This window comes from Leifsonia shinshuensis (genome assembly GCF_013410375.1).
Taxonomy (GTDB): domain Bacteria; phylum Actinomycetota; class Actinomycetes; order Actinomycetales; family Microbacteriaceae; genus Leifsonia; species Leifsonia shinshuensis.
The window spans coordinates 3058404-3083282 of sequence record NZ_JACCFL010000001.1; the positions used below are offsets into that span (position 1 = coordinate 3058404).

At 71.4% G+C, this 24879-nt stretch carries 24 protein-coding genes; 5 read left to right on the top strand and 19 right to left on the bottom strand.

The features are described from left to right. Nucleotides 1-54: 54 nt before the first annotated feature. The 4 genes from HNR13_RS14860 to HNR13_RS14875 are packed head-to-tail and all read right to left on the bottom strand — an operon-like array spanning nucleotide 55 to nucleotide 4455. Nucleotides 55-915, bottom strand: a complete 861-nt coding sequence (locus tag HNR13_RS14860; protein ID WP_179606965.1) for an aldehyde dehydrogenase family protein — start codon at nucleotides 913-915, stop codon at nucleotides 55-57. Continuing rightward, a complete protein-coding gene (locus tag HNR13_RS14865) occupies nucleotides 912-2429 on the bottom strand; it encodes an aldehyde dehydrogenase family protein (RefSeq protein WP_179606967.1) in 1518 nt (505 codons plus the stop codon). Before HNR13_RS14865 ends, HNR13_RS14860 begins: the two co-directional genes overlap by 4 nt. A gap of 17 nt (nucleotides 2430-2446) precedes the next feature. Next, nucleotides 2447-3487: a deoxyribose-phosphate aldolase gene (gene deoC / locus HNR13_RS14870; RefSeq protein ID WP_179606968.1), complete on the bottom strand. Its 1041-nt coding sequence runs from the start codon at nucleotides 3485-3487 to the stop codon at nucleotides 2447-2449. After that, complete coding sequence (locus HNR13_RS14875) at nucleotides 3484-4455, bottom strand: sugar-binding domain-containing protein (protein WP_179606970.1); 972 nt, start codon at nucleotides 4453-4455, stop codon at nucleotides 3484-3486. The genes deoC and HNR13_RS14875 overlap by 4 nt, the downstream gene beginning before the upstream one ends. Before the next feature lie 80 nt (nucleotides 4456-4535). On the opposite strand from HNR13_RS14875, the gene HNR13_RS14880 reads away from it, so the two are divergent. After that, nucleotides 4536-5495 (top strand): ROK family protein, encoded by a 960-nt coding sequence (locus tag HNR13_RS14880; protein WP_343063574.1) that lies wholly within the window; start codon nucleotides 4536-4538, stop codon nucleotides 5493-5495. Between the two features lie 75 nt (nucleotides 5496-5570). On the opposite strand, the gene HNR13_RS14885 is transcribed toward HNR13_RS14880, so the two are convergent. From HNR13_RS14885 to HNR13_RS14910, 6 genes are read right to left on the bottom strand one after another with little or no spacing between them, the layout of a single operon-like run. Further along, nucleotides 5571-6809: an MFS transporter gene (locus HNR13_RS14885; protein ID WP_179606974.1), complete on the bottom strand. Its 1239-nt coding sequence runs from the start codon at nucleotides 6807-6809 to the stop codon at nucleotides 5571-5573. Next, nucleotides 6806-7750, bottom strand: a complete 945-nt coding sequence (locus HNR13_RS14890; RefSeq protein ID WP_179606976.1) for a bifunctional riboflavin kinase/FAD synthetase — start codon at nucleotides 7748-7750, stop codon at nucleotides 6806-6808. Before HNR13_RS14890 ends, HNR13_RS14885 begins: the two co-directional genes overlap by 4 nt. Next, the gene (locus HNR13_RS14895; protein ID WP_179606978.1) at nucleotides 7747-8226 is read right to left on the bottom strand and encodes a hypothetical protein; all 480 of its coding nucleotides are present in this window, start codon (nucleotides 8224-8226) and stop codon (nucleotides 7747-7749) included. The genes HNR13_RS14890 and HNR13_RS14895 overlap by 4 nt, the downstream gene beginning before the upstream one ends. Nucleotides 8227-8257: 31 nt before the next feature. Further along, nucleotides 8258-8626 carry a hypothetical protein gene (locus tag HNR13_RS14900; RefSeq protein WP_179606980.1) on the bottom strand — a complete coding sequence of 123 codons (369 nt, stop codon included), beginning with the start codon at nucleotides 8624-8626 and terminating at the stop codon, nucleotides 8258-8260. Further along, complete coding sequence (gene truB, locus HNR13_RS14905) at nucleotides 8623-9546, bottom strand: tRNA pseudouridine(55) synthase TruB (protein WP_179606982.1); 924 nt, start codon at nucleotides 9544-9546, stop codon at nucleotides 8623-8625. Before truB ends, HNR13_RS14900 begins: the two co-directional genes overlap by 4 nt. Continuing rightward, nucleotides 9543-10175, bottom strand: coding sequence for a TetR/AcrR family transcriptional regulator (locus tag HNR13_RS14910; RefSeq protein WP_179606984.1), 633 nt, complete (start codon nucleotides 10173-10175; stop codon nucleotides 9543-9545). The genes truB and HNR13_RS14910 overlap by 4 nt, the downstream gene beginning before the upstream one ends. Before the next feature lie 104 nt (nucleotides 10176-10279). Between HNR13_RS14910 and HNR13_RS14915 the strand changes: the two genes are divergently transcribed. Then, complete coding sequence (locus tag HNR13_RS14915) at nucleotides 10280-11797, top strand: DHA2 family efflux MFS transporter permease subunit (RefSeq protein ID WP_179606986.1); 1518 nt, start codon at nucleotides 10280-10282, stop codon at nucleotides 11795-11797. An 89-nt stretch (nucleotides 11798-11886) separates the two neighbouring features. Next, nucleotides 11887-12894, top strand: a complete 1008-nt coding sequence (locus HNR13_RS14920; RefSeq protein WP_179606988.1) for a 2-dehydropantoate 2-reductase — start codon at nucleotides 11887-11889, stop codon at nucleotides 12892-12894. Between the two features lie 9 nt (nucleotides 12895-12903). Here the strand turns inward: HNR13_RS14920 and HNR13_RS14925 are convergent, their stop codons facing one another. Next, entirely contained in the window at nucleotides 12904-13494 is a 591-nt protein-coding gene (locus HNR13_RS14925) for a nucleoside/nucleotide kinase family protein (RefSeq protein WP_179606989.1), read from the bottom strand. Nucleotides 13495-13533: 39 nt separating this feature from the next. Here HNR13_RS14925 and HNR13_RS14930 point away from each other — a divergent pair, with 39 nt between their 5' ends. Continuing rightward, on the top strand, nucleotides 13534-14418 hold the full coding sequence (locus HNR13_RS14930) for an HhH-GPD family protein (RefSeq protein ID WP_179606991.1): 885 nt from the start codon (nucleotides 13534-13536) through the stop codon (nucleotides 14416-14418). Nucleotides 14419-14430: 12 nt separating this feature from the next. On the opposite strand, the gene HNR13_RS14935 is transcribed toward HNR13_RS14930, so the two are convergent. From HNR13_RS14935 to nusA, 5 genes are all read right to left on the bottom strand, one after another. Beyond that, complete coding sequence (locus HNR13_RS14935) at nucleotides 14431-14724, bottom strand: YciI family protein (protein ID WP_179606993.1); 294 nt, start codon at nucleotides 14722-14724, stop codon at nucleotides 14431-14433. Nucleotides 14725-14726: 2 nt separating this feature from the next. Beyond that, entirely contained in the window at nucleotides 14727-15167 is a 441-nt protein-coding gene (rbfA, locus tag HNR13_RS14940) for a 30S ribosome-binding factor RbfA (RefSeq protein WP_179606995.1), read from the bottom strand. A 75-nt stretch (nucleotides 15168-15242) separates the two neighbouring features. After that, nucleotides 15243-18011, bottom strand: coding sequence for a translation initiation factor IF-2 (gene infB, locus HNR13_RS14945; protein ID WP_179606997.1), 2769 nt, complete (start codon nucleotides 18009-18011; stop codon nucleotides 15243-15245). Between the two features lie 80 nt (nucleotides 18012-18091). Then, a complete protein-coding gene (locus HNR13_RS14950; protein ID WP_179606999.1) occupies nucleotides 18092-18385 on the bottom strand; it encodes a YlxR family protein in 294 nt (97 codons plus the stop codon). Between the two features lie 93 nt (nucleotides 18386-18478). Continuing rightward, nucleotides 18479-19486, bottom strand: coding sequence for a transcription termination factor NusA (gene nusA, locus HNR13_RS14955; RefSeq protein WP_179607001.1), 1008 nt, complete (start codon nucleotides 19484-19486; stop codon nucleotides 18479-18481). A 109-nt stretch (nucleotides 19487-19595) separates the two neighbouring features. Between nusA and HNR13_RS14960 the strand changes: the two genes are divergently transcribed. Beyond that, complete coding sequence (locus HNR13_RS14960; RefSeq protein ID WP_179607003.1) at nucleotides 19596-20381, top strand: DUF1206 domain-containing protein; 786 nt, start codon at nucleotides 19596-19598, stop codon at nucleotides 20379-20381. 73 nt (nucleotides 20382-20454) lie between these two features. Here the strand turns inward: HNR13_RS14960 and HNR13_RS14965 are convergent, their stop codons facing one another. From HNR13_RS14965 to HNR13_RS14975, 3 genes are read right to left on the bottom strand one after another with little or no spacing between them, the layout of a single operon-like run. Beyond that, nucleotides 20455-22452, bottom strand: a complete 1998-nt coding sequence (locus tag HNR13_RS14965; protein ID WP_179607005.1) for an ABC transporter ATP-binding protein — start codon at nucleotides 22450-22452, stop codon at nucleotides 20455-20457. Next, a complete protein-coding gene (locus HNR13_RS14970) occupies nucleotides 22449-24182 on the bottom strand; it encodes an ABC transporter ATP-binding protein (RefSeq protein ID WP_179607007.1) in 1734 nt (577 codons plus the stop codon). The genes HNR13_RS14965 and HNR13_RS14970 overlap by 4 nt, the downstream gene beginning before the upstream one ends. Further along, nucleotides 24173-24871, bottom strand: coding sequence for a TetR/AcrR family transcriptional regulator (locus tag HNR13_RS14975; protein WP_343063575.1), 699 nt, complete (start codon nucleotides 24869-24871; stop codon nucleotides 24173-24175). The genes HNR13_RS14970 and HNR13_RS14975 overlap by 10 nt, the downstream gene beginning before the upstream one ends. Nucleotides 24872-24879 lie beyond the last annotated feature (8 nt).

The window sequence follows — 24879 nt, forward strand, 5'->3', positions numbered from 1 at the left end:
CCATCCTCCCTCAGAACGAGGGAGGTCGGAAGGGTGCCCGCGGCGACCCGACGGCTACAGCAGCGACTTGGTGTGCCAGACCGTCTTGGTCTCCGTGAAGAATGCGATGCGGTCCAGCGACGGTGCAGCGGCGTCCGGGCCGTTCTCCGGCGTCAGCACGCGCTTCAGCGTGTCCGCCGCGGCGATCTGCAGGTCCACCCACTCCAGCGCTCCCGCGCCGACCAGGTCGAGCGCGTTGACATCGGCGTGCGAGGCCAGCCACGGGGCGATCTCCGCGGGCGACCCGGTGAGGATGTTGACCACGCCGCCCGGGACGTCGCTCGTCGCGAGCACCTCGCTGAGGCTGATCGCCGACAGCGGGAAGCGCTCGCTCGCCACGACAACGACGGTGTTGCCGGCGACCAGGGCCGGCGCTATGGCGCTGACGAAGCCCAGCAGGCTGGAGTCCTGCGGCGCGACGATCGCGACGACGCCGGTCGGCTCCGGCACCGAGATGTTGAAGTACGGGCCGGCGACCGGGTTGGCGTTACCGGCGACCTGGGCGAACTTGTCGGCCCAGCCGGCGTACCAGACCCAGCGGTCGATCGCCTCGTCCACCTGGGCGCCCGCGACGGCGGCGGAGACGCCCTCCGCGGACACGATCTCGTCCACGAACTGGGCCCGGCGGCCCTCCATCAGCTCGGCGATCCGGTAGAGCACCTGGCCGCGGTTGTACGCCGTCGCGCCGGCCCAGCCGGACAGCGCGCCGCGCGCGGCCACGACGGCGTCACGGGCGTCCTTACGGGAGGCCTTGGCGGCGTTCGCCAGGAACGCGCCCTTCGCCGAGACGACCTCGTACGTGCGGCCGGACTCCGAGCGCGGGAACTTCCCGCCGATGTAGAGCTTGTAGGTCTTCGGCACGGCCAGGCGGCTCATTTCGTCGCTCCCTTGCGGGTCGTGGTGCGGGTGGAGGTGCGGGAGGCCGTCACAGCGGGACGTGCAGCGGGCAGCGAGCGGCCGGGCACCAGGTAGGCGCCGAGGCCGTGCCTGCCGCCCTCGCGGCCGTAGCCGGACTCCTTGTAGCCGCCGAACGGGCTGGCCGGGTCGAACCGGTTGAAAGTGTTCGCCCAGACGACGCCGGCGCGGAGCTTGTCGGCGACGGCCAGGATGCGGCTGCCCTTGTCGGTCCAGATGCCGGCCGAGAGGCCGTACGGCGTGTTGTTCGCCTTGGCGATGGCCTCCGCCGGGGTGCGGAACGTCAGCACCGACAGCACCGGGCCGAAGATCTCCTCGCGGGCGATCCGGTGGCTGGTCGAGACGTTGTCGAAGATCGTCGGCGCGAACCAGAAGCCGTTCTCCGGGATGGCGCACTCGGCCGTCCAGCGCTCGGCGCCCTCGGCCTCGCCGATGTCGGAGAGCTCGCGGATGCGCTGCAGCTGCTCGGCGCTGTTGATCGCGCCGATGTCGGTGTTCTTGTCCAGCGGGTCGCCGAGGCGGAGCGTCGAGAGGCGGCGCTTCAGGCGCTCCACGACCTCGTCGTGCACGCTCTCCTGCACCAGCAGTCGGCTGCCGGCGCAGCAGACGTGGCCCTGATTGAAGAAGATGCCGTTGACGATGCCCTCGATGGCCTGGTCGATCGGCGCGTCGTCGAAGACGATGTTCGCGGCCTTGCCGCCGAGCTCCAGCGTGAGCTTCTTCTCGGTGCCGGCCACCGAGCGGGCGATCTCCCGGCCGACGGCGGTGGACCCGGTGAACGCCACCTTGTTGACGTCCGGGTGGGCGACCAGCTCGCGGCCGGTCTCCCCGGCGCCGGTGACGATGTTGACGACGCCGGCGGGGAGGTCGGCCTGCTGGACGATCTCCGCGAACAGCAGTGCGGTCAGCGGGGTGGTCTCGGCCGGCTTCAGGACGACGGTGTTGCCCGCCGCGAGGGCCGGGGCGATCTTCCACGCCAGCATGAGCAGCGGGAAGTTCCACGGGATGACCTGGGCGGCGACGCCGAGGGCGCGCGGCGCGGGGCCGAGGCCGGCGTGCTCCAGCTTGTCGGCCCAGCCTGCGTAGTAGAAGAACCAGGCGGCGACCAGGGGCACATCGACGTCGCGGCTCTCCTTGATCGGCTTGCCGTTGTCGAGGCTCTCGGCGACGGCCAGCTCGCGGGCGCGCTCCTGGATCAGGCGCGCGATGCGGAACAGGTACTTGCCGCGGTCGCTGCCGCTCATCCGCGACCAGACCCGGTCGTAGGCGCGGCGGGCGGCGGCCACCGCGCGGTCGACGTCGGCGGAGTCCGCGGTCGCGATGGTCGCGATGCGCTCCTCCGTGGCCGGGGAGATGGTCTGGAACGGCGTGCCGTGGCCGTCGACGAACTCGCCGTCGATGAAGAGGCCGTACTGGTCGCGCAGGTTGAGGATCGCGCGCGACTCGGGGGCCGGGGCGTACTCGAGGAAGCTCATGGTGTTGTCGTCCCGTCTCAGTCGATCGTCACGTAGTCGGCGCCGGAGTAGTGCCCGGTGTGCAGCTTCTGGCGCTGCAGCAGCACGTCGTTGAGGAGGCTGGAGGCGCCGAACCGGAACAGGTGCGGCTGCAGCCAGTGCTCGCCCACGGTCTCGGCGACCGTCACGAGGTACTTGATGGCGTCCTTCGACGAGCGGATGCCGCCCGCCGGCTTCACGCCGATCTCCTCCCCGGTCAGCCGGTGCCAGTCGCGCACGACCTCCAGCATCAGCAGCGTCACCGGGAGGGTCGCCGCCGGCGAGACCTTGCCGGTGGAGGTCTTGATGAAGTCGGCGCCGGCGAGGATGCTCAGCCAGGACGCGCGGCGCACGTTGTCGTAGGTGTTCAGCTCGCCGGTCTCCAGGATCACCTTGAGGTGGGCGTAGCTGCCGTCGTCGCGGCGGCAGGCCTCCTTGACGGCCACGATCTCGTCGAAGACGAGCCCGTAGCGGCCGGAGAGGAAGGCGCCGCGGTCGATGACCATGTCGATCTCGTCGGCGCCGGCCGCGACCGCGTCGGCGGTGTCGGCGAGCTTGACCGGGAGGGAGGCGCGGCCGCTCGGGAACGCGGTGGCGACGGCGGCGACGTTGATGCCGCCGGCCTGGCCGGTCTCGCGGGCGACGCGGCCCGCGTGGGACGCGCCGAGCGCCTGGACCGCGTAGGGCACCATGTCGCCGTACACGCAGACCGCGGCGGGCCGCGGCGCGGTGAGGTCGCTCGGGTCGGGCGTCAGCGCCTTGGCGACGAGCGAGCGCACTTTGCCCGGCGTGTCGGCGCCCTCCAGCGTGGTCAGGTCGATGAGCTCGATGATCTTGTCGAGCGCCCAGGCCTTGCTGGTGGTCTTGATGGAACGGGTGCCGAGGCCGGCGGCGCGCTGCTCCAGCCCGACGGCGTCCACCCCGGGGATGCCGCCCAGGTAGCGGCGGAGCGAGCCCTCGGTGAGGTCGCCGCCCAGCACCTCGACGGCGCGGGCCGCCGGCGCGAGGGTGCGCACGGGCGGTGTCGTTTCGATGGTCATGACATCTGCTTTCTCATGTTCGGCGCGCGGCCGAGGAGGTCGTTGGCTGTCGACTCGTCGGTGATCAGGGTTGTGCACAGCCCGCTGGCGACGACCGCGTGGGCGATGCCGTGCTTGGCCTCCCCAGCGATGACCGCGATGGACGTGCCCGCGTTGCGGAGCTCGTCCAGGCTGAGGCCAAGGGTGCGGCTGTCGAGCTCGGGGTCGGCGACCTGGCCCGTGTCGTCGATGAAGCGCCCGACGACGTCGCCGACGGCGCCCTTGGCAGCCAGCGCGAGCACGTCCTCCGCCGACAGGTAGCCGGAGTCGACGTGCACCGAGCTGGGGTCGACCGTGCCGGCGCTGAACAGGTAGGCGTTCGCGTTGCGGGCGAGCTCCAGCACGGACTGGACGGAGCGGTCGGACTCGATCGCGCGACGGGTGGCGGCGTGCTCGAAGATCGCCGGGCTGGGCAGCAGCGTCGCCGTGCCCTGGGCCTTGCGGGCCATGACGACGGCCGTGTCGGCCGCCGCGGTGGCCTGGCGCGTGCTGGAGACGCTCCCGTTGATCTGGACCGGGTTCACGCCGACGGCCCAGCCCGGGCGGAGCCGGGCGGCGACGGCGTGGAGGGTGCGGCCCCAGCTCACCCCGAGGGTGCGCGGGACGGGTCGCAGGGTGGTGAGGTAGTCGGCGGCGGCCTGCGCGACGCGGGCCTGCACGTCGGAGTCGGACTCGGCCGCGGGGACGACCACGGCGTCCTCCAGGCCGTAGAAGGAGCACAGCTCGCGCTCCAGCGAGAACTTCCTGGCGCTCGGGTGCACGATCTCGATGCGCACGAAACCGTGCTCGCGCGCCGCGACCAGCAGCCGGCCGACCTTCCAGCGGGAGACGTTGAGGGCGACGCCGATCTCGTCCTGGGTCTTGCCCGCCTCGTAGTACAGCTCTGCGGCTTTGACGGCGAGGATCTCGTCGGAATCGTTCAGGGCCACGCGTCCAGCTTAGGACGGTGTGCAACGATTGCGCGTTGACTGCTCAAATGAGCAGGGACAGTTTCGTTTATCGTTGGCTCGTGTCTGCCACTCCCCTCGCACTCGCCGTCGACTTCGGCGGAACCAAGGTCGAAGCCGCCCTCGTCGACGCGGACGGCGTCCTCCTCCCCGGCTCCCGCCACCGCCTCCCGACCGGCCGCACGGCGACGGTCGCCGACCTGGAGGCCTCGGTGGGCGGCGTCGTCCGCGACGCGTTGGCCGCGCTTCCGGAGGGCGCGACCGTCGTCGGCGTCGGCATCGGCTGCGCCGGCCCGATCGACCGCAGGCGCGGCCTGGTCTCGCCGCTGAACGTGCCGGACTGGCGCGACTACCCGCTGCGCGACTTCATCGCCTCGGTGGCGGCCTCCCTCAGCCTCGACGTGCCGGTGACGCTGGAGATGGACGGCGTCGCGATCACGATGGCCGAGCACTGGGTGGGCGCGGCGCAGGGCGTCGACAACGTGATGGGCATGGTGATCTCGACCGGCATCGGCGGCGGCCTGATCGTGGACGGCCGGGTCATCACCGGACCCACGGGGAACGCCGGGCACATCGGGCACGTCGAGGTGGGCGCCACCCGGGGTGAGGACACCTTCGGTGCCCCCTACGCTCTGGAGGCCATCGCCTCCGGCCCGCACACCGTCGCCTGGGCGCGCGGCGAGGGCTTCACCGGCACCACCGGAGAGGAGCTCGCCGCCGCCTACGCCGCGGGCGACGAGGTCGCGGTCGCCGCGATCACCCGCACCGGCCGCGCCGTGGGCCACGCCATCGCCTCCGCGACCGCGCTGCTCGACCTGGAGCTGGTCGCGATCGGCGGCGGCTTCTCGCACTCCACGCCCGACCTGTTCACCCACATGCGCGAGGTCATCGAGGCGCACTACTTCCCGTTCGTCCGCAAGGTGCGAATCGTCCCGAGCGCGCTGTCCTCCGAGGGCCCGCTCATCGGCGCGGCCGCCCTGATCCACCGCAGCGCGCTCCTCCCTGCCAACCCCCGCGACTAGCCCGCGAGCACAGGAATTTCGTCGCTCTTGGGGCTGAATCCGAGCGTTTTTCCTGTGCTCGGCGGCCAGCGCAGGTCAGCGGTCTTCTAGGGGGACCGGGCGGGCGACGACGGCGCCGGCCGCGGCAGCGGCCAGCGCGGTTGCGGTGAGCACCACGAGCGGCACGGTCCAGCCGCCGGTTGCCTGGTGGAGGATGCCGACGGCCAGCGGCCCGAGCGCTCCGAGGGTGTAGCCGAGGCCCTGCGTGAAGCCGCTCAGCGCCACCGAGCCCGCGTGCGTCCGCGTGCGCACGTTGATGAGCACCAGGCTCAGCGGGAACAGCAGCGGCCCGAGGCCGGCGAACGCCACCCACAGCCAGGTCGCCACGCCCGGCAGGAAGATCAGCCCCGCGTAGCCCGCCACGAAGAACGCGACCCCCGCGTAGATCAGCGCCGTGACGTTCCGCATCCGCGCGGCCAGCAGCGGCACCAGCAGTCCGGCGGGGATGCCCATCCCGGCGTAGATCGACAGCAGCGCGCCCGCCTCCGCCGGCGGCGTCCCCGCGACGTCATGGACGAGCTGCGGCAGCCACGCGAACATGGCGTAGGCGTTGAGGCTCGACACCGCGAACACCACCGCCATCGCCCAGGCCAGCCCGGAGCGCCAGATCCGCCGGATCAGCGAGCGGTCGGCCTCCTCCAGTTCTACATCGTGCTCGGGGTGCGCCGGCCGGTGGGTGACCAGGATGCGCAGCCACGGCAGGATCGCCAGCACGCTGACCAGCGCCCACATCCCGACCGACACGTGCCAGCCCGCCGCGTCGGCGACCGGGACCGCGACGAGCGGCGGCAGCAGGGTGCTCACCGACATCACCGTCGCGTACAGCGCCGTCACGAGCCCGATCCGGTCGGGGAAGTACCGCTTCACCAGCGGGGGCAGCAGGACGTTCCCGACCCCCATCCCGGCGAAGGTCACGGCCGAGCCGATGGCGAGCATCGCGAACGATCCCGCCGTCGCCCGGAGGACGTGCCCGGCCAGCATGACGCCGAGCGCGCAGAGCAGCACCGCCTCCAGCGCCAGGCGCCGGGTGAAGACCGGCGCGAGCAGCCCGAACAGGGCGAAGCACACCGGCGGCAGCATCCCCAGCAGTCCGACGCCGACGCTGGAGACCGGGAACTCGCCGCGGATCTCGGTGAAGATCGGCGAGAGCGCGGCGACGGCGGTGCGCAGGTTGGCCGCGACCAGCAGGATGCCGAGCAGGGCCACCGCGCGGCCCTGCCAGAGCGGCCGCGGCGGGCGGGCGGAGGCCGCCGCGTCGCGCGTGGCCTCGGTCACGCGCGCTCGGCGGTCAGGATGCGCCTGGCCTGCTCGACGTCCGCGGCGATCTGCGCGATCAGCGGCTCGATCCCGGAGTAGGCGACCATGCCGCGGATGCGCTCCGAGAAGGCCACGTCGACCGTGTGGCCGTAGAGGTCGAGCTCGCGGTCGAGGACGTAGGCCTCCACCTGCTTCTGCGGCACCCCTTCGAATGTCGGGTTGTTGCCCACCGAGATCGCCGCGGGGTACCGGGTGCCGTCGTCGTCGGTCAGCCAGCCGGCGTAGACGCCGTCGGCGGGGATCAGGCCCTCGGACTCCGGCGACAGGTTCGCGGTCGGGTAGCCGAGCTCACGGCCGCGGGCCGCGCCGTGGACGACGACCCCGCGCACGGTGGGCACGGTGCCGAGCAGCTCCGCCGCGTGTCCCACGTCGCCGGCCGCCAGCAGTTCCCGGATCCAGGTGGAGGACACCCGCCGGCCGTGCTCGGGCCGCACGTCGTCGATGAGCTCGACGGTGAAGCCGTAGCGCTCCCCCAGCTCCCGCAGCAGGTCGATGTCCCCCGCCCCGCGCGCGCCGAAGCGGAAGTCGCTGCCCACCAGCACGGACGCGGCGTGCAGCCGGTCGACCAGGATGCGGTGGACGAACTCCTCCGGCGGCAGGTCCGCGAGCGGACGGTCGAACGCGACCATGAGCGTCGCGTCGATCCCGGTCTCGGCCAGGAGCTCCAGCTTCTGCCGGTTGCTCACCAGCGAGGCCGGGCACTTCTCCGGCGCCAGCAGCTCGAGCGGGTTCCGGTCGAAGGTGATGACCGCCGCGGTCAGCCCGCGCTCGGCGGCGACGGCGCGCAGCCGCTCGATCACCGCGCGGTGTCCGGTGTGGACACCGTCGAACTTGCCGATGGTGACCGCGCTCGGCCCGAAGCCGTCCGGGATCTCCTCGACGGAGCCGAAGACCTTCACGAACGCGCCCCGTCGCTCGGCTTGTGCTTGGACAGATAAAGCAGCCCGAGGACCGGCAGCACCAGCGGGATGAACAGGTAGCCCATGCCGTAGACCGACCACACGGTCGCGTCGCGGCCGAACGGGTCGATGTCATGCAGGCCGAGCGTCGCGGGCGCGAACAGGCTGAGCGTGCCGATCACGAGGACGCCGACCAGCTCGAAGGTGATGGTGATCCACGCCACCCGGTACCAGACCCGGCCGGGCGCGATGAGCGCGACGGTCGCGACGATGTAGACGACCGCGGAGAGCCCGGACAGCGTGAACGCGACCGGCGCCTCGTGGAACCGGTCGATGATCTGGAAGACGCTGCGGCCGGTCGCGGCCAGCGCGAGCACGCCGTAGACGAACACGAGGACGCGGCCGACGCCGGAGATGCGGCGCCGGGGCGTCTCGCCCCCGCCCTGCTCGCGTGCGGACATGGTGTGGTGGGACATCGTCGACAATTCTATTCGGGCGCCCGCGTGGTCAGGCGCCCTGGACGAACCAGATCTGCCCCATGCGGTAGACCATGACCGCGATCGCCAGGCAGACGCCGCCGAGGATGACCGTGCTCCACCGGTTGCGCTCGATGAGCGCCCAGAACCCGCCGGCGAGCGGCAGGATGAGCGCCGAGATCAGGTAGATGTAGAACTCGGCGAGGCTGCCGGTGGGCGAGTTGCCGACCAGCGGCCCCACGATCGCCATCACGAGCTGCACGATCAGCAGCAGCTCCACGAGCGCGACCGCTCCCATCGTCAGGTCGTTCGGGACCCGTCCGGCGAGCCCGAGCACCAGGCAGAGCACGCCGGCCACCAGGGCGACGCCGACCTGCAGCGCCACGAACCATTCGATCATGCGGAGGCGATCTCGTCGGTCGGGAAGTTCACGAGCGTCCTGGCTTCCTTTCCGCGGAACTCGATGAGCCCCACGAGGTGGCCACCGGGGGCGATGGCCGCGACGGGGCCGCCTCCCGCGCCCTCCCGGTCGGCGACATGGATCCGGCGACCGTGCGTCAGGTCGATCGCCTGCTGCTCGGTCAGCTCGAGCGTCTCGAAGAGCTCCGAGGCTGCTCGCGCGGCGGGGATGAGGGCGGCCGCGGCATCGAGCGTATCGAGTTCGTGGGCCTCCCGCACATCGAACGGCCCGACGCGCGTCCGGCGCAGCGCCGTGAGGTGGCCGCCGACGCCGAGATCGGCGCCGAGGTCGCGCGCGAGCGAGCGGATGTAGGTGCCGGAGGAGCAGACGACGCGCACATCCAGCTCGACGGCCACCGGAGCCGTGGCGTCCGGCAGCCGGCGCGCCGCCAGCAGCTCGAACTCGGCGATCGTCACCGCCCGCGGCGGGAGGGCGACCTCCTCGCCGGCCCGGACGCGCGCGTACGCACGCTTGCCGTCCACCTTGATCGCGCTCACCGAGCTCGGCACCTGCTCGATCTCCCCGGTCAGCGCGCGGATGCCGCGCGCGATCGCGTCGTCGGTGACGGCCGCGACGTCGGCCGGGTCGGCCTCCGCGGTGATGTCGCCCTCGGCGTCGTCGGTGGTCGTGGTGGCGCCGAGCCGGATGGTCGCCAGGTACTCCTTGTCCGCGCCGACGATGTAGGTCAGCAACCGGGTGGAGGAGTTCACCCCGAGGATGAGCAGGCCGGTGGCCATCGGGTCGAGCGTGCCCGCGTGCCCCACCTTGCGGGTGCCGGCCAGCCGGCGGACGCGCGCGACGACGTCATGGCTCGTCCAGTCCCCCGGCTTGTCGACCAGGATCAGACCGCTACCCGTCATGCGTTCTCGCCCGCGACGTCGAGGACCAGCTGCAGCTTGGTGCGGAAGGTGGACTCGATGATCTCGGTGGCGCACACGTCTTTACCGTACTCGGCCGGCAGCTTGAGCCCGAGCAGGGTGTTGAGCAGCATGCCCTCGGCGAGGAAGCTGCGCGCCTCGTCCGGCGAGAAGCCGACCTGGTCGCGGACCATCTTGTAGATCCCGAGGAAGCCGTCGCGGGCGCGCTGGCCGATGACGGGATCGTTGCCCATCGCGAAGGCCTGCATGAGCGAGAGCAGGATGCCGCGGTCCTCAAGGAGGTTGACGTAGGCCAGCCCGAGCCTGCGGGCGATCTCGTGGAGGTCTCCGCCGTCCTCGCCCACGGGCGAGCCCTCGGCCTTCCAGTCGTCGATCGTGGACTGGAAGCTCACCATCAGCTTGTCGAGCGCGCGCTGCAGGACCTCCACGAAGAGGTTCTCCTTGCTGCCAAACATCCGCACGACGTAGGGCTGGCTGATCCCCGCCGCCCTGGCGATCTGGTCGGTGGTCGCGCCGAAGTAGCCGCGCTCCCCGAACACGAGGCTCGCCGCGCCGAGGATCTGCTCGCGCCGCTCGCCCGAAGGGATCCGTTCACTGATCGCCGAAGTCATGCTTGACATGTTATCAGTCGATTACTACAGTTCGTTGTAATCATTCGATTACTTCCAACTCCACTCCCGATTCACCCGTCATCGACCCAGGAAGCGAAAGTCCCATGACTTCTCTCCGCACCGACAACCCGGCTCGCGCCCGCTCCGCAGCGCGCCGCGTCCCCGTCTGGCTCGCGATCGTCGCGGTCTCCCTCCCGATGTTCATGGCGACCCTCGACAACCTGGTCGTCACCAGCGCCCTCCCCGTCATCGCCCGCGACCTCAGCGCCTCCATCGAGCAGCTGCAGTGGGTGGTCAACGCCTACACGCTCAGCTTCGCGACGCTCATGCTGATGGCCGTCGGGATGGGCGACCGCCTCGGCCGCCGCTCGGTCTTCCTCGGCGGCATCGTCGTGTTCACCCTGGCCAGCGCGGCGAGTGCGCTCGCCACTGAGCCGTGGATGCTGATCGCCGCCCGCGCCGTCCAGGGCGCCGGCGCCGCCGCACTGCTCCCGCTGTCGCTCACGCTGCTCGCTGGCAGCGTCAGTCAGCGCCTGCGTCCCGCCGCGATCGGCATCTGGGGAGGCATCTCCGGCCTCGGCGTCGCCCTCGGCCCGCTGATCGGCGGCGCGGTCGTCCAGGGCTGGAACTGGCAGGCCATCTTCTGGCTGAACGTCCCGCTCGGCGTCATCGCCGTCCCGCTCGTGCTGCTGGCCATCCCGAACAGCTTCGGCGACCGGGTGCGCGCCGACATCGTCGGCCTGCTGCTGGCAGCGCCCGGCGTGCTCGGGCTGGTCTACGGCATCGTCCGCGGCAACGACGCGGGCTGGGGCAGCGCGGAGGTGCTGTTCTCGCTCATCGCCGGAGGCGCGCTGCTGGTCGCGTTCGTCTTCTGGGAGTCGCGCACGTCCGCTCCCCTGCTGCCGCTGCGGCTGTTCCGCGACCGCAGCTTCACCGTCGCGAACCTCGTCGGCGTGACGTTCAGCTTCGGGATCTTCGGGGCGATCTTCATTCTCATCCAGTTCCTCCAGGTCGTGCAGGGGCACACCCCGCTGGAGGCCGGCGTGATGACCATGCCGTGGACGCTGGCGCCGATGGTTGTCGCGCCGCTGACCGGTCTGGTGTCCGGGCGCACGGGCACCCGCCTGCCGATCGTCGTGGGCCTGGTCTTCCTGGCCGGGGCGATGGCGTGGATCGCCGGGACGCTGTCCGCCGACCTGCCGTACTCGCAGATGTGGCCGCCGTTCCTGCTGGCGGGCGTCGGGATGGGCCTGGTGTTCGCGCCCAGCTCGACCGCGGTGCTGGCGAACATGCGCGCCGCCGACCACGCGAAGGCCTCCGGCACCAACTCCACGCTGCGGGAGATCGGCGTCGCCCTCGGCGTCGCCGTGCTGACCGCCGTGTTCACCGGCGCCGGCGGCACGCTGACCCCGACCGGCTATGTGAGCGCCGCCATCCCGGCCGTCTGGGTGGGCGCGGGAGCGCTCGCCGTCGCCGCGGTCATCTCGCTCGCCCTGCCGAGCCGGCGCCGGGCCGCGGAGCTCGCGGCGGCCGCGCACACCGCGGACGCCGAGCCCGGCGCGCTCGGCGCGGCGGCCGAGGCCGAGGCCACCGCCGAGCCGACCCCGGTCCTCGCGGAGTAGCCGACCATCCGTCTGGCAGAACACGCCGTCTCGCACCCGCGCGAGGCGGCGTGTCCTGCCTGTTCGCTCCCTCACCTAGGCTGGAGGGCGTGCGAATCGGCGTGATCGGAGCAGGGGCCATCGGCGGCACGATCGCGGCGCTCCTCGACCGGGTCGGCCACCTCGTGGAGGTCACCGCGCGCGGCGAGCAGCTCGCCGCCATCCGGGCCGACGGCCTGCGCCTCGACGGCGGCTGGGGCGTTCACACCGCGCGGGTCGCCGCCGCCGAGCGGCTGCAGACCCGGCCCGAGCTGGTGTTCGTCTGCACCAAGGCGCAGGACGCCGAGGCCGCCATCCGCGACAACGCGGCGCTCCTCGACGGCATCACCGTCGTGGTCGTCCAGAACGGCCTCGCCGGGCTCCGGGTCGCGACCGAGCTCCTGCCCGGCTCCGACTGCGTCGGCGCGCTCGCGCTCTACGCCGCCAGCTACCTCTCCCCCGGCCGCGTCTCCGTGACGACGACGGCGAACACCTACCTCGGAGCCGGCGACGGCGAGCCGCCGGCGAGCGCGGTGGAGGCCGCGCGCATCCTCGACGCCGCCATGCCGAGCTTCGCGGTCGAGAACTTCACCGGCTGCCAGTGGACGAAGCTGATCGTCAACCAGGTCAACGCCATGCCGGCGATCACCGGGCTGAGCGCGCAGGCGACGCTGGGCGGCCGCGAACTGCGGCCGATCATCACAGCGAGCCTCCAGGAGGCCGTCCGCATCGGGATCGCGCGCGGCGTGCGCTTCGGCAGCATCCAGGGCCTGGACGACCGGATCCTGCGCTTCGTCGCCTCCTCGCCGCGCTGGCTGGCCCAGGTCGTCCCGCTGCTGATGCGGCGCAGGATGGGCGCGACGCCCAACCCCGGCTCGACGCTGCAGAGCATCCGCCGCGGCCAGCTCAGCGAGATCGACTACCTGAACGGCGCGGTCGTCGCCGAAGCGCGGGCGATCGGGCGCGAGGCGCCGGTCAACGCGGCGCTGACCGGCCTCGTGCACGAGGTGGAGGCCACGAAGGCGTTCATCCCGCCGGCCGAGGTCGCCCGCCGGCTCGCGCCCCTGCTGGCTCGCTAGGCCGGCTCGCTAGGCCGGCTCGTTCCGCGGCACCCGCACCGGCACGAGCGGGTCCGAGGCGTCCACCAGGATGGTCGCGAACGCCCGCGGCCGCGCCTCCTCCTCGTAGACGGCGCGTTCCGGCGCGTTCACCAGCAGGATGGACGCGTTCCACTCCCGCCGCAGCTCCGGCCGCAGCAGGAACTCGCCGTCGATGACCAACACGGCGTCGGGACCCGAGGTCTCCCACCGGCTCGTGAGCGGCGCATCCCGCACCTCGTCGAACGCCGCCGTCTGGAACCCGGTGCTGCCTCCCATCCGGAACGGGTCGAGCAGCACCCGCTGGAGCGTCGAGTAGTCGAACGCGTCGCGGTAGTAGCGCTCCGGCGTCTCCGGGCCGAAGAACGTCCGGTCGGCGCGGGGCCGGTGGAAGTCGCTCACGGAGGCCCGGTGCGTGTCGACGCCGGACTCCCGGAAGACCACGGCGAGGTCGTCCGCGAAGTCCGCGGTGCCACCGCCGCCGTCGACCGCGACGATCACCCGGCCGCCCGGCGCGAGCGCACGCACCTCCGCCACGATCTCGCGGAGGGCGAGCACGCGCGGAGTCGGCGGCAGCATCATGGGACGAGCATATGCCGCCGCACCGGGTAGCCTCGATGCATGCCCCACCCGGACGGACCCGACGCGTTCGCCACGGCGGTGGTGGACTGGTACCACGCCAACCGCCGCGACCTCCCCTGGCGCCGGGACGGCTTCACCCCGTGGGGCACCCTGGTCAGCGAGTTCATGCTGCAGCAGACCCCGGTCGCCCGCGTCATCCCGCGGCTCGAGGAGTGGCTGACCCGCTGGCCCACGCCCGCCGACCTGGCCGCCGTCCCGCCCGGGGAGGCCGTGCGCGCCTGGCAGTCGCTCGGCTACCCGCGCCGGGCGCTCTGGCTGCACGCCGCGGCCGTCGCGATCACCGAGCGCCACGGCGGCGTGGTGCCGGACGACGTGGAGGCGCTGCTCGCCCTGCCGGGGATCGGCGACTACACCGCGCGCGCGGTCGCGGTGTTCGCGTACGGGGCGCACCATCCGGTCGTGGACACCAATGTGCGGCGGGTCATCGCCCGCGCCGTGGACGGCCAGGGCGAGCCGGGTCCGCCCAGCTCCCGGCGCGACCTCGCCGCGATGACGGCGCTGCTCCCCCACGACCGTCCGGCCGCGGCCGCGTTCAACGCCGGGATGATGGAGCTCGGCGCGATCGTCTGCGTCGCCCGCTCGCCGCGCTGCGACGACTGCCCGTTGGCGGCGACCTGCGCGTGGCGCGCCGCCGGGTATCCCGCCTACGCGGGCCCGCGCAAGGCCGTGCAGAAGAAGTACGAGGGCAGCGACCGGCAGGTGCGCGGCCGCATCCTCGCCGAGCTGCGCGGCTCGCACATCCCGGTCACGCCCGCCGAGCTGGAGGACGTCTGGCCGGACGCGGAGCAGCGCGACCGCGCGCTCCGCGGGCTGGTCGCCGACGGGCTCGCGGTCGCGGAGGGCGACGGCTACACGCTCCCCTGAGGACGCGCGGGCTCAGGACTCCGCGAAGACGATCGGATCCCAGTCCAGGATCCGCGACCGGTAGACCAGCCCCTCGGTGAAGAACGGGTCGCTGTCGCGGAACCGCTCGGCGGCCTCCCGCGACCGGAACACCGCCATCGACCCCTGCGTGCCGGGGTCGCCGAACGTGCCGATCATCAGCACGTCGCCGGTCTCGGCCGCGAAGGCGTCCAGGTAGGCCTTGTGGCGCGGGTACGCCTCCACGATGCGCTGGAAGCGCTCCGGGGTGGTGTCGGGGTCGGGATCGTAGAACGAGACGGCGTACACGGTCAGTCCTCGTCCTCGTCGGCCTCGCGCGGCTTCACATACGGGTCCTCGTCGCCGGCGTAGCTCGCGCCCGCCGCGAGTCCCGCCACCTCGGTGTCGCGCTCGTGCGCCTGCCGCAGCAGGTCCTCGATGTGCGCCGCGTTCTCGGGGATGGCGTCGAGCTGGAACGTCAGCGTCGGCGTCAGCCGGGCGGTGATGTTCTTGCCGACCTCGCTCCGCAGCAGCCCGGTGGCCGCCTGCAGGGCCGCGGCCGTGTCGGCGCGCTCCTGGTCGGTGCCGTACACCGTGTAGAACACGGTCGCGTGCTGGAGGTCGCCCGTCACCTGCACGTCGGTGATCGTCACGAAGCCGAGCCGCGGGTCGCGGAGGCCGCGATCCAGCCGCTTGGCGATGATGACCTGGATTCTGTCGGCGAGCTTCCTCGCGCGTGCCGGGTCGGCCATGGGGTCCTCCTTGGATGGTTCGGTGCGGAAGCCGAAGGCCCGGCGGTCTCCCGCCGGGCCTCACATGCTACCGATTCAGGCGCGGGGCTTCTCCCGCAGCTCGGTGGTCTCGATCTCGTCGCCGACCTGGATGTCGTTGTACTTGCCGAGGCCGATACCGGCTTCGAAGTCCGTACGCACCTCGGTGACGTCGTCCTTGAACCGGCGCAGCGACTCGATGGTGAGGTTGTCGCCCACCACGACGCCGTCGCGGATGACGCGCGCCTTGGCGTTGCGCGTGATGGTTCCGGACCGGACGATGACACCGGCGATGTTGCCGAACTTGGAGGAGCGGAACACCTCGCGGATCTCGGCCACACCGGACTGGACCTCTTCGAACTCGGGCTTGAGCATGCCCTTGAGCGAGTTCTCGATGTCCTCGATGGCGTTGTAGATGACCGAGTAGAAGCGGACGTCCACACCCTCGCGGGCCGCACGCTCGCGCGCCTTCACGTCCGGGCGGACGTTGAAGCCGATCACGATCGCGTTGTCGATGGTCGCCAGGTCGATGTCCGACTCGGTGATCGCGCCGACGCCGCGGTGCAGGATGCGCAGGCTGACCGACTCGTCGACCTCGATCTTCATGAGCGACTCCTCCAGCGCCTCCACGGCACCGGACACGTCTCCCTTGATGATGAGGTTGAGCGCCTCGACCTTGCCCTCTTCCAGAGCACGGGTGAAGTCCTCGAGCGAGATGCGCTTGCGGGCCTTCGCCAGCTGCGCGTTGCGCTCGGCGGCCTCGCGCTTCTCGGCGATCTGCCGGGCGGTGCGGTCCTCCTCGGTGACGATGAAGGTGTCACCGGCGCGCGGGACGCTGGAGAGACCCTGCACCTGGACCGGACGCGACGGAGCCGCCTCGAAGACCGGCTCGCCGTTCTCGTCCGCCATCGCACGGACGCGGCCATAGGCCGTTCCCGCGACGATCGCGTCGCCGACGCGCAGCGTTCCGGACTGGATGAGCACGGTCGCCACGGCGCCGCGGCCCTTGTCGAGCTTCGCCTCGATCGCGACACCGCGCGCGTCCTTGTTCGGGTTCGCGCGGAGGTCGAGACCCGCGTCGGCGGTCAGCAGGACCGCGTCGAGCAGGGAGTCGATGCCGATGTTGTTGCGGGCCGACACGTCGACGAACATGACGTCGCCGCCGTACTCCTCGGCGACCAGGCCGAACTCGGTGAGCTGCTGGCGCACCTTGGCCGGGTTGGCCTCCGGCTTGTCGATCTTGTTGACCGCGACCACGATCGGCACGTTCGCCGCCTGGGCGTGGTTCAGCGCCTCGATCGTCTGCGGCATGATTCCGTCGTCGGCCGCGACCACGAGGATCGCGATGTCGGTGACCTGCGCACCGCGGGCACGCATGGCGGTGAACGCCTCGTGACCCGGGGTGTCGATGAAGGTGATGGCACGCTCGATGCCCTCGTGCTCCGTCCACACCTGGTAGGCGCCGATGTGCTGGGTGATGCCGCCGGCCTCGCCCGCGACGACGTTCGCGTTGCGGATGGCGTCGAGGAGGCGCGTCTTACCGTGGTCGACGTGGCCCATGACGGTGACGACCGGCGGACGGATCTCGAGGTCCTCGTCGGACTCGCCCTCGAGCTCGGCGTCGAGGTCGATGTCGAAGCCCTCGAGGAGCTCGCGGTCCTCGTCCTCGGGCGAGACGACCTGGATCTTGTAGCCCAGCTCCTCACCGAGGATCTGGAAGGTCGCCTCGTCGAGCGACTCGGTCGCGGTCGCCATCTCGCCCAGGTGGAAGAGGACGGTGACCAGCGACGCGGGGTTCGCGTCGATCTTGTCGGCGAAGTCCGAGATCGAGGAGCCGCGGCGCAGGCGCACGACCGTGCCGCCGTCACCGCGGGGAACGCTCACGCCGCCAAGCGACGGAGCTTCCCTCATCTCGAATTCCTGGCGCTTCGCGCGCTTCGACTTGCGGGCCTTGGACTTGCCGCCGCCACGGCCGAACGCGCCGGCCGTGCCGCCGCCGGGACCACGGCCGCGGCCACCCCCGCCGGCCGGGCGCGGGGCGCCGAAGCCGGTGCCCGTGCCGCCGCCGGGACGCTGGAAGCCGCCGCCCGCTCCGCCGCCAGCTCCGCCCGGGCGCTGCTGGAAGCCGGGACGTCCGCCGCCGCCCTGACGCGGGCCGGGACGGTTTCCGCCGCCCTGGCCGGGCGCGCCGATGCGCGGCGAGCCGGGACGCGGCGGGGCCGGACGCGGGATGTTGCCCGGGCTCGGGCGCGAGCCCATGCCCTGCGAGCTGGAGAACGGGTTGTTCCCCGGCCGCGGGGTGCTGGGCCGCTGGCCCATGCCCTGGCTGGACGAGAACGGGTTGTTGCCGGGACGCGGGGCGCCCGGGCGCGGGATGCTGCTGCCGGAGCCGGAGCCGCCGCCCGCACCGGGGCGCGGGGAGGCCGGCTTGGCCGTGTCGGTCGTCGCGGCGGCAGCGGGAGCGGCCTGCGCGGCCTTCTCCGCTGCTGCCTTCTCCGCCGCGGCCTTCTCGGCGGCGGCCTTCTCGGCCGCGGCCTGACGCTCGGCGACCGAGAGCGGCGCCTGCGGCTTGGGCGCGGCGGACTCGCCGGACGCCTGCGGGCGCGGCGCGGCGGGGCGCGGGGCCTCCGCCTTGGGGGCCGACGCCTTGTCGGCCGTGAAGCCTTCAGCCTCGAGCGCGGCGCGCAGCTTGCGCGCTACCGGCGGCTCGATGCTCGAGGACGGTCCCTTGACGAACTCGCCCATCTCCTTGAGTTTCGCGAGCGCGACTTTGCTGTCGACGCCGAGCTCGCTCGCGACCTCGTGTACGCGTGGTTTTGCAGCCACAATTCTCCTGTCTGGGGCCCACCCCGGACAGGGCAGGCGTTAGTTGCGGACGGCACTCATTTCGAGCCGCTCATTTGTTGTCACTCATGTGAAGTCACTGCTTCTTCAGCCTGTTCTCTCAATGCCACCCGGGATCGCAGTGCGGCCCGGACGGCCGTCGGGTCGAGCGTCCCCTCCGCCCTCAGCGCACGCCCGAAGGCCTTGCGCTGGAGTGCGAGATCGAGACACTCGTCGACCGGATGCAGCCACGCGCCCCGTCCGGGGAGAGTGGCGGACGGGTCCGCCACGATTTCCGAATTCCGGAGGACGACCCTCAGAAGAGAGGATCGGGGAGCGCGAGAACGGCATCCGACGCACGTTCTGACGGCTTCCATCTTACCCCTCACGCATCTCTGCGCCGAATCAGGACGGAGCGCCGCACACTAGTTCAACGCTCCGTCACCGCTTCGCATTCCTTCTGCGGGCTGTTACTTCTCGTCCAGGATCGAGTCGGGCTGGATGTCGATCTTCGCGCCGGTCAGCTTCGCCGCCAGGCGCGCGTTCTGACCTTCCTTGCCGATCGCGAGCGAGAGCTGGTAGTCGGGCACGAGCGCGCGGACGGCCTTGAGCGACTCGTCGATCACGAACGCGCTGGTCACCTTGGCCGGCGAGAGCGCGCTCGAGACGAACGTCGCGAGGTCGGGCGAGTAGTCGACGATGTCGATCTTCTCGTTGTTCAGCTCCGCGGTCACCGCGCGCACGCGCTGGCCGAGCTCGCCGATGCAGGCGCCCTTGGCGTTCACGCCCGGCTCGGTCGCGCGCACCGCGATCTTGGTGCGGTGCCCGGCCTCGCGCGCCAGCGAGACGATCTCGACGATGCCGCTGGCGATCTCCGGGACCTCGAGCGCGAACAGCTTGCGCACCAGCGCTGGGTGCGTGCGCGAGACCGTGATCGACGGGCCCTTGGCGCCCTTGGCCACGCTCGTGACGTAGACGCGGATGCGGGAGCCGTGCGTGTACTCCTCGCCCGGCACCTGCTCCTCCGGCGGGAGGATGGCCTCCACGCTGCCCAGGTCGATGTGCACCATGCGCGGGTTCGGCCCCTGCTGGATGACCCCGGCGACGATGTCGCCCTCCCGACCGCGGAACTCGCCGAGCACCGCGTCGTCCGCGATGTCGCGCAACCGCTGGTTGATCACCTGCTTGGCGGCGAACGCCGCGATGCGGCCGAAGTCGCTCGGGCTGTCCTCGGCCTCGCCGATGACATTGCCCTCCTCGTCGCGCTCCGGGACGTAGACGGTGACATGCCCCGTCTTGCGGTCCAGGTGGACGCGCGCGGCGGGCGGCTGGTCGCTGTGCCCGTGGCGGTGGTCGGCCTGGTTGGTGTGCTTGAGATACGCGGTCAGGATCGCCTGCTCGATGATCTGGACCAGCTCATCGAACGGGATCTCCTTCTCGCGCTCCATGAGACGCAAGACGCTGAGGTCGATGTCCATGCCGGCCTCCTCTATTCAGATCTTCGCCGCCGCGCGACGGCGCGGCGGACCCAGCTATCTACGGTACCCGAGATTCCGAGCGACCGGGACCCCGCGTACCGTGCACGGTATGAGCGGCGCACCTACCCGAACGGCCTCCCGGCTGGAGCACAGCACCTTCGTGCGGGTCCTCACCCGCGTGGGACTGGCCTCCATCGGCCTCCTGCACATCCTGATCGGCGTGATCGCGCTGGCCGTCGCCTTCGGCGCGGGCGGCACGGCCGACCAGTCCGGCGCCCTGCAGGCCGTCGCCGCGGTGCCCGGAGGCGTGTTCGTGCTCTGGCTGATCGTCATCGGACTGATCGTGCTCGCGCTCTGGCAGCTTCTGGTGGCGGTCACCGCGCACGGGGCCGCGACGAAGGTCGTGGAGGTCGCCAAGGCGGTCATCTACGGAGCACTGGCGTTCATCACCGTCTCGGTCTCCCTGGGCGGAGGCCAGAACTCCACAGGCAAGCAGAAGTCGGGCAGCGCGCACCTGCTCGCACTGCCCGGCGGCGTCTTCGTCCTCGGCCTGATCGGCCTGATCGTCGTCGCCGTCGGCGTCGAGTTCTTCCGCAACGGCGTGACGAGCCGGTTCGAGCGCGACCTGAAGCTGCCCCCGGACCGCTGGGCGGAGGCGATCACCGTCCTCGGCCGCGTCGGCTACATCGCCAAGGGCGTCGCCCTGGTGCTGGTCGGCGGCCTGGTCGTCCTGGGCGCGGTCACCTACGACCCCTCGAAGGCGACCGGCCTCGACGGCAGCCTCAAGACGCTGGCCAGCGTGCCGTTCGGCGTCGTCGCGCTGGTCGTGATCGCCCTCGGCCTCATCGCCTACGGCCTCTTCTGGTGCGTGCGCTCCGTCAAGGCACGCCTCTGACCCCGCACATTCGTGCCGAATGTCGCCTGTGGAGTCGCGTGAATCGACATTCGGCACGAATCGCAAGGGGCGCCTAGGCCTCCTCCTCGGCGGGGGCGGCGAACTGGGCGTTGTAGAGGGTGTAGTAGGCGCCGCCACGGGCGAGCAGCTCGGCGTGCGTGCCCTGTTCCACGATCCGGCCGGCCTCCATCACGAGGATGAGCCCGGCGTCGCGGATGGTGGAGAGCCGGTGCGCGATCACGAACGACGTGCGGTCGGCGCGCAGCGCGCTCATCGCCTTCTGCACCAGCAGCTCGGTGCGGGTGTCCACCGAGGAGGTCGCCTCGTCGAGGATCAGCACGCTCGGCCGCGCCAGGAACGCCCGGGCGATCGTCAGCAGCTGCTTCTCCCCCGCCGAGACGTTGGAGCCCTCGTCGTCCAGCACCGTGTCGTAGCCGTCCGGGAGCGAGTGCACGAAGCGGTCGACGTAGGTGGCGCGGGCGGCATCCAGGATCTCCTCCTCCGTCGCGTCCGGGCGGCCGTAGGCGATGTTCTCGCGGATCGTGCCCTTGAACAGCCAGGTGTCCTGCAGCACCATCCCCATCCGGTCGCGGAGGTCGTGCCGGGTCATCGACGCGATGTCCACGCCGTCGAGGGTGATCCGGCCGGAGTCCAGGTCGTAGAAACGCATCATCAGGTTGACCAGCGTGGTCTTGCCCGCGCCGGTCGGGCCGACGATCGCGACGGTCTGGCCGGGCTCGGCCACCAGCGAGAGGTCCTCGATGAGCGGCGTGTCCGCCACGTAGCGGAACGAGACGTCCTCGAACGCCAGCCGGCCGCGGGTGCCCTGCGGGCTCACCGGCCGCTCCGGGTCGGGGCTCTGCTCCTCCGCGTCCAGCAGCTCGAAGACCCGCTCGGAACTGGCCACGCCGGACTGCAGCAGGTTGGCCATCGACCCGAGCTGCGTGAGCGGCTGGGTGAACTGGCGCGAGTACTGGATGAACGCGGTCACGTCGCCGAGCTGCATCGCGCCGCTCGCCACCTGGAGGCCGCCGACCACCGCGATGGCGACGTACATCAGGTTCCCGACGAACATCATCGACGGCATGATCAGGCCGGAGATGAACTGCGCGCCGAAGCTCGCCTGGTACATCTCCTGGTTCTTGGAGCGGAAGCGCTCCTCCACTTCGCGGTGCCGGCCGAAGACCTTCACCAGCGAGTGGCCGGTGAAGGCCTCCTCGATCTGCCCGTTCAGCTCGCCGGTGTTGCGCCACTGCGCCACGAACATCCGCTGGGAGCGCTTGGCGATCAGCATCGTCACGACGAGGGTCAGCGGGATCGTGACGAGCGCGATCACCGCCAGCAGCGGCGACACCACGAACATCATCACCGTCACGCCGATCACCGTCAGCAGCGAGGTGAGCAGCTGACTCATCGTCTGCTGCAGGGTCTGCGAGATGTTGTCGATGTCGTTCGTGACCCGGCTCAGCAGCTCGCCGCGCTGCATCCGGTCGAAGTAGGTCAGCGGGAGGCGGTGGATCTTGGCCTCGACGTCCTGGCGCAGCCGGTAGACCGTGCGCTGGGTGATCCCGTTGAGCACGTAGCCCTGGAGGTAGGCGAACAGCGACGACGCGATGTAGAGCGCGAGCACCCACATCAGCACGTGGCCGACCGCGGTGAAGTCGATCCCCTCGCCCGGCGTCAGCGTCATCCCCGAGATCAGGTCGGCGAGCTGGCCCTGGCCGTGGGCGCGGAGGCCGGCGATCGCCTCCGCCTGCGTGATGCCCTTCGGCAGCTGGGCCGAGATCGCCCCGGCGAAGACCAGGTTGATCGCGTTGCCGAGCAGCTTCGGGCCGAGTACGGCGAAGACGACGCTGACGACCGCGAGCAGCGTGACGAGCACGATCCCGATCCACTCCGGCCGCAGGCGCGCGGCGAGCCGCTTGGCGGACGGGCCGAAGTTGAGCGACTTGTCGCCGGGCATCGTCATCCCGCCGAAGGGGCCGCCGCCGCCCGGGCCGCGGCGGACCGGCGTGCGGACCGGGGTCTGCTCGGCGGCCGGCGTGCGCTGCGCGCTGTCCTCGCGGGTCATGCCGCCTCCTCCGCGGTCAGCTGCGACGAGACGATCTCGGCGTAGGTGGGATTGGTCTCCACGAGCTCGGCGTGGGTGCCGCGGCCGACGACTCGGCCGTCCTCGAGCACGACGATCTGGTCGGCGTCGACGATGGTCGACACCCGCTGGGCCACGACGATCATCGTGGCGTCCGACTCGCTGCGGGCCAGCGCGCTGCGCAGGCGGGCGTCGGTGGCGGTGTCGAGGGCCGAGAACGAGTCGTCGAAGACGTAGATCTCCGGCCGCCGGACGAGCGCGCGGGCGATCGCGAGGCGCTGCCGCTGGCCGCCCGAGACGTTGGTGCCGCCCTGGGCGATCGGGGCGTCCAGCTTGTCCGGCATCTCCTCGACGAAGCCCTTCGCCTGCGCGATCTCCAGCGCCCGCCAGAGCTCGTCGTCGGACGCGTCCGGGTTGCCGTAGCGCAGGTTGCTGGCGACGGTCCCGGAGAACAGGTACGGCTTCTGCGGCACCAGGCCGATGCGGGACCAGAGCAGCTCGGGGTCGAGCTCGGCGACGTCCACGCCGTCGACCAGGACGATGCCGCTCGTGGCGTCGAACAGCCGCGGGATGAGGTTGACCAGCGTGGTCTTGCCCGCGCCGGTGCTGCCGATCACGGCGGTCGTCTTGCCGGCCTCGGCGAAGAAGGTCACGTCGCTGAGCACCGGCTGCTCGGCGCCGGGGTAGGAGAAGCCGACGCCGACGAACTCCACGGTCCCGCGCGCGGTGACCTCGGTGACCGGGTTCTCGATCGCGGCCACCGACGGCTCGGTGTTCAGCACCTCGCCGATCCGGTCGGCGCAGACGGCGGCGCGCGGCACCAGCACGGCCATCATCGTGGACATCATGACGCCCATCAGGATCTGGGCGAGATACTGCAGGAACGCGGTCAGCGTGCCGATCTGCATCGACCCGTCCGCGACGCGGTAGGCGCCGAACCAGATGACGGCGACGCTGGAGACGTTGAGCACGAGCATCACGATCGGGAACATCAGCGCGAACAGCCGGCCGGCCTTGATGGCGGTGTCGGTGACCTCGTCGTTGGCGACGGTGAACCGGGCGGTCTCGACGTCCTCCCGCACGAACGCCCGCACCACCCGGATGCCGGTCAGCTGCTCACGCAGCACCCGGTTGACCCGGTCGATCCGCTCCTGCATCTTCCGGAACAGCGGGACCATCCGGACGATGATGAGGCTCACGGCGATCAGCAGCACGGGGACGCTGACCGCGATCAGCCAGGAGAGCTGGATGTCCTGCCGCATCGCGAGGATGATGCCGCCGATCGCGAGGATCGGGGCGGACACCAGCAGCGTGCAGGTCATCAGCACGAGCATCTGCACCTGCTGGACGTCGTTGGTGTTCCTGGTGATGAGCGACGGCGCGCCGAACCGGGTCACCTCGCGCTCGGAGAACTCGCCGACCCGGTGGAAGATCGCGCCACGGAGGTCGCGGCCGACCAGCATGGCGACCTTGGCGCCGAAGTAGACCGCGGTGATCGCGCAGGCGATCTGCACGATCGTCACCCCGAGCATCTCGGCGCCGGTCGAGAGGATGTAGCCGGTGTCGCCCTTGGCGATGCCGTTGTCGACGATGTCCGCGTTCAGGGTCGGCAGCCAGAGCGACAGCAGCGACTGCGCGAGCTGGAAGACCACCACCCCGATGAGCAGCGGCCAGTGCGGCCGGAGGAACCGGCCGAGGAGTTTCAGGAGCATCCGGGCTCTCCCTGCTCCGCCGCGTCCGCGGCGGTCGTGACGGGTGTGATGGGTGTATAGATGGCGAACGGCCGCCCCGCGACGCCCACGAGGGCGATCCGGGCGAGGTCGTCGACGCTGAACTCGATCCCGTCGTTGAGGGCCGGGAACGCGGACGAGAAGCTGATCAGGCGCAGGATGTGGGCGACGCGGTCGGGAGGCCAGTTCAGCTCGTCCGCCTCCGGGGCCAGGATGCGGGCGATGATCTCCGCGAGCTCGGTGCGCTCCTGCGGGATGGGCGGCCGCTGGTGGCCGACCACGGTCACGATGCGCATGACGCTCTGGAACCGCTCGCGCAGCAGGAAGACGATCGCGCGGAGCTTGTGCTCCAGCGGCAGGCCGGGGTCGATCGCGCGCAGCGCCTCGCGGAGCGGCTCGGGGTCGAGGAACTTCTCGACCGCGGCCTGGATGAGCGTCTCCTTGTCGCCGAACGCCCGGAAGATCGTCCCCTCGGCGATCCCGGCGGCGTCGGCGATCTGCCGCGACGTCACGCCGCGGCCGTGCTCGATCAGCAGCGGAATGACCGCGTCGATGATCATCGCTTTGCGATCCTCGGGCGGCAGCGGCTGGGCGCGGTTGCGCGCCGGCTGCTCGCCCCGCAGCGCGCCGGCGAGCTCGGCCTCCAGCTCGGCCTCCACCTCGGTGTCCACGCAGAGAT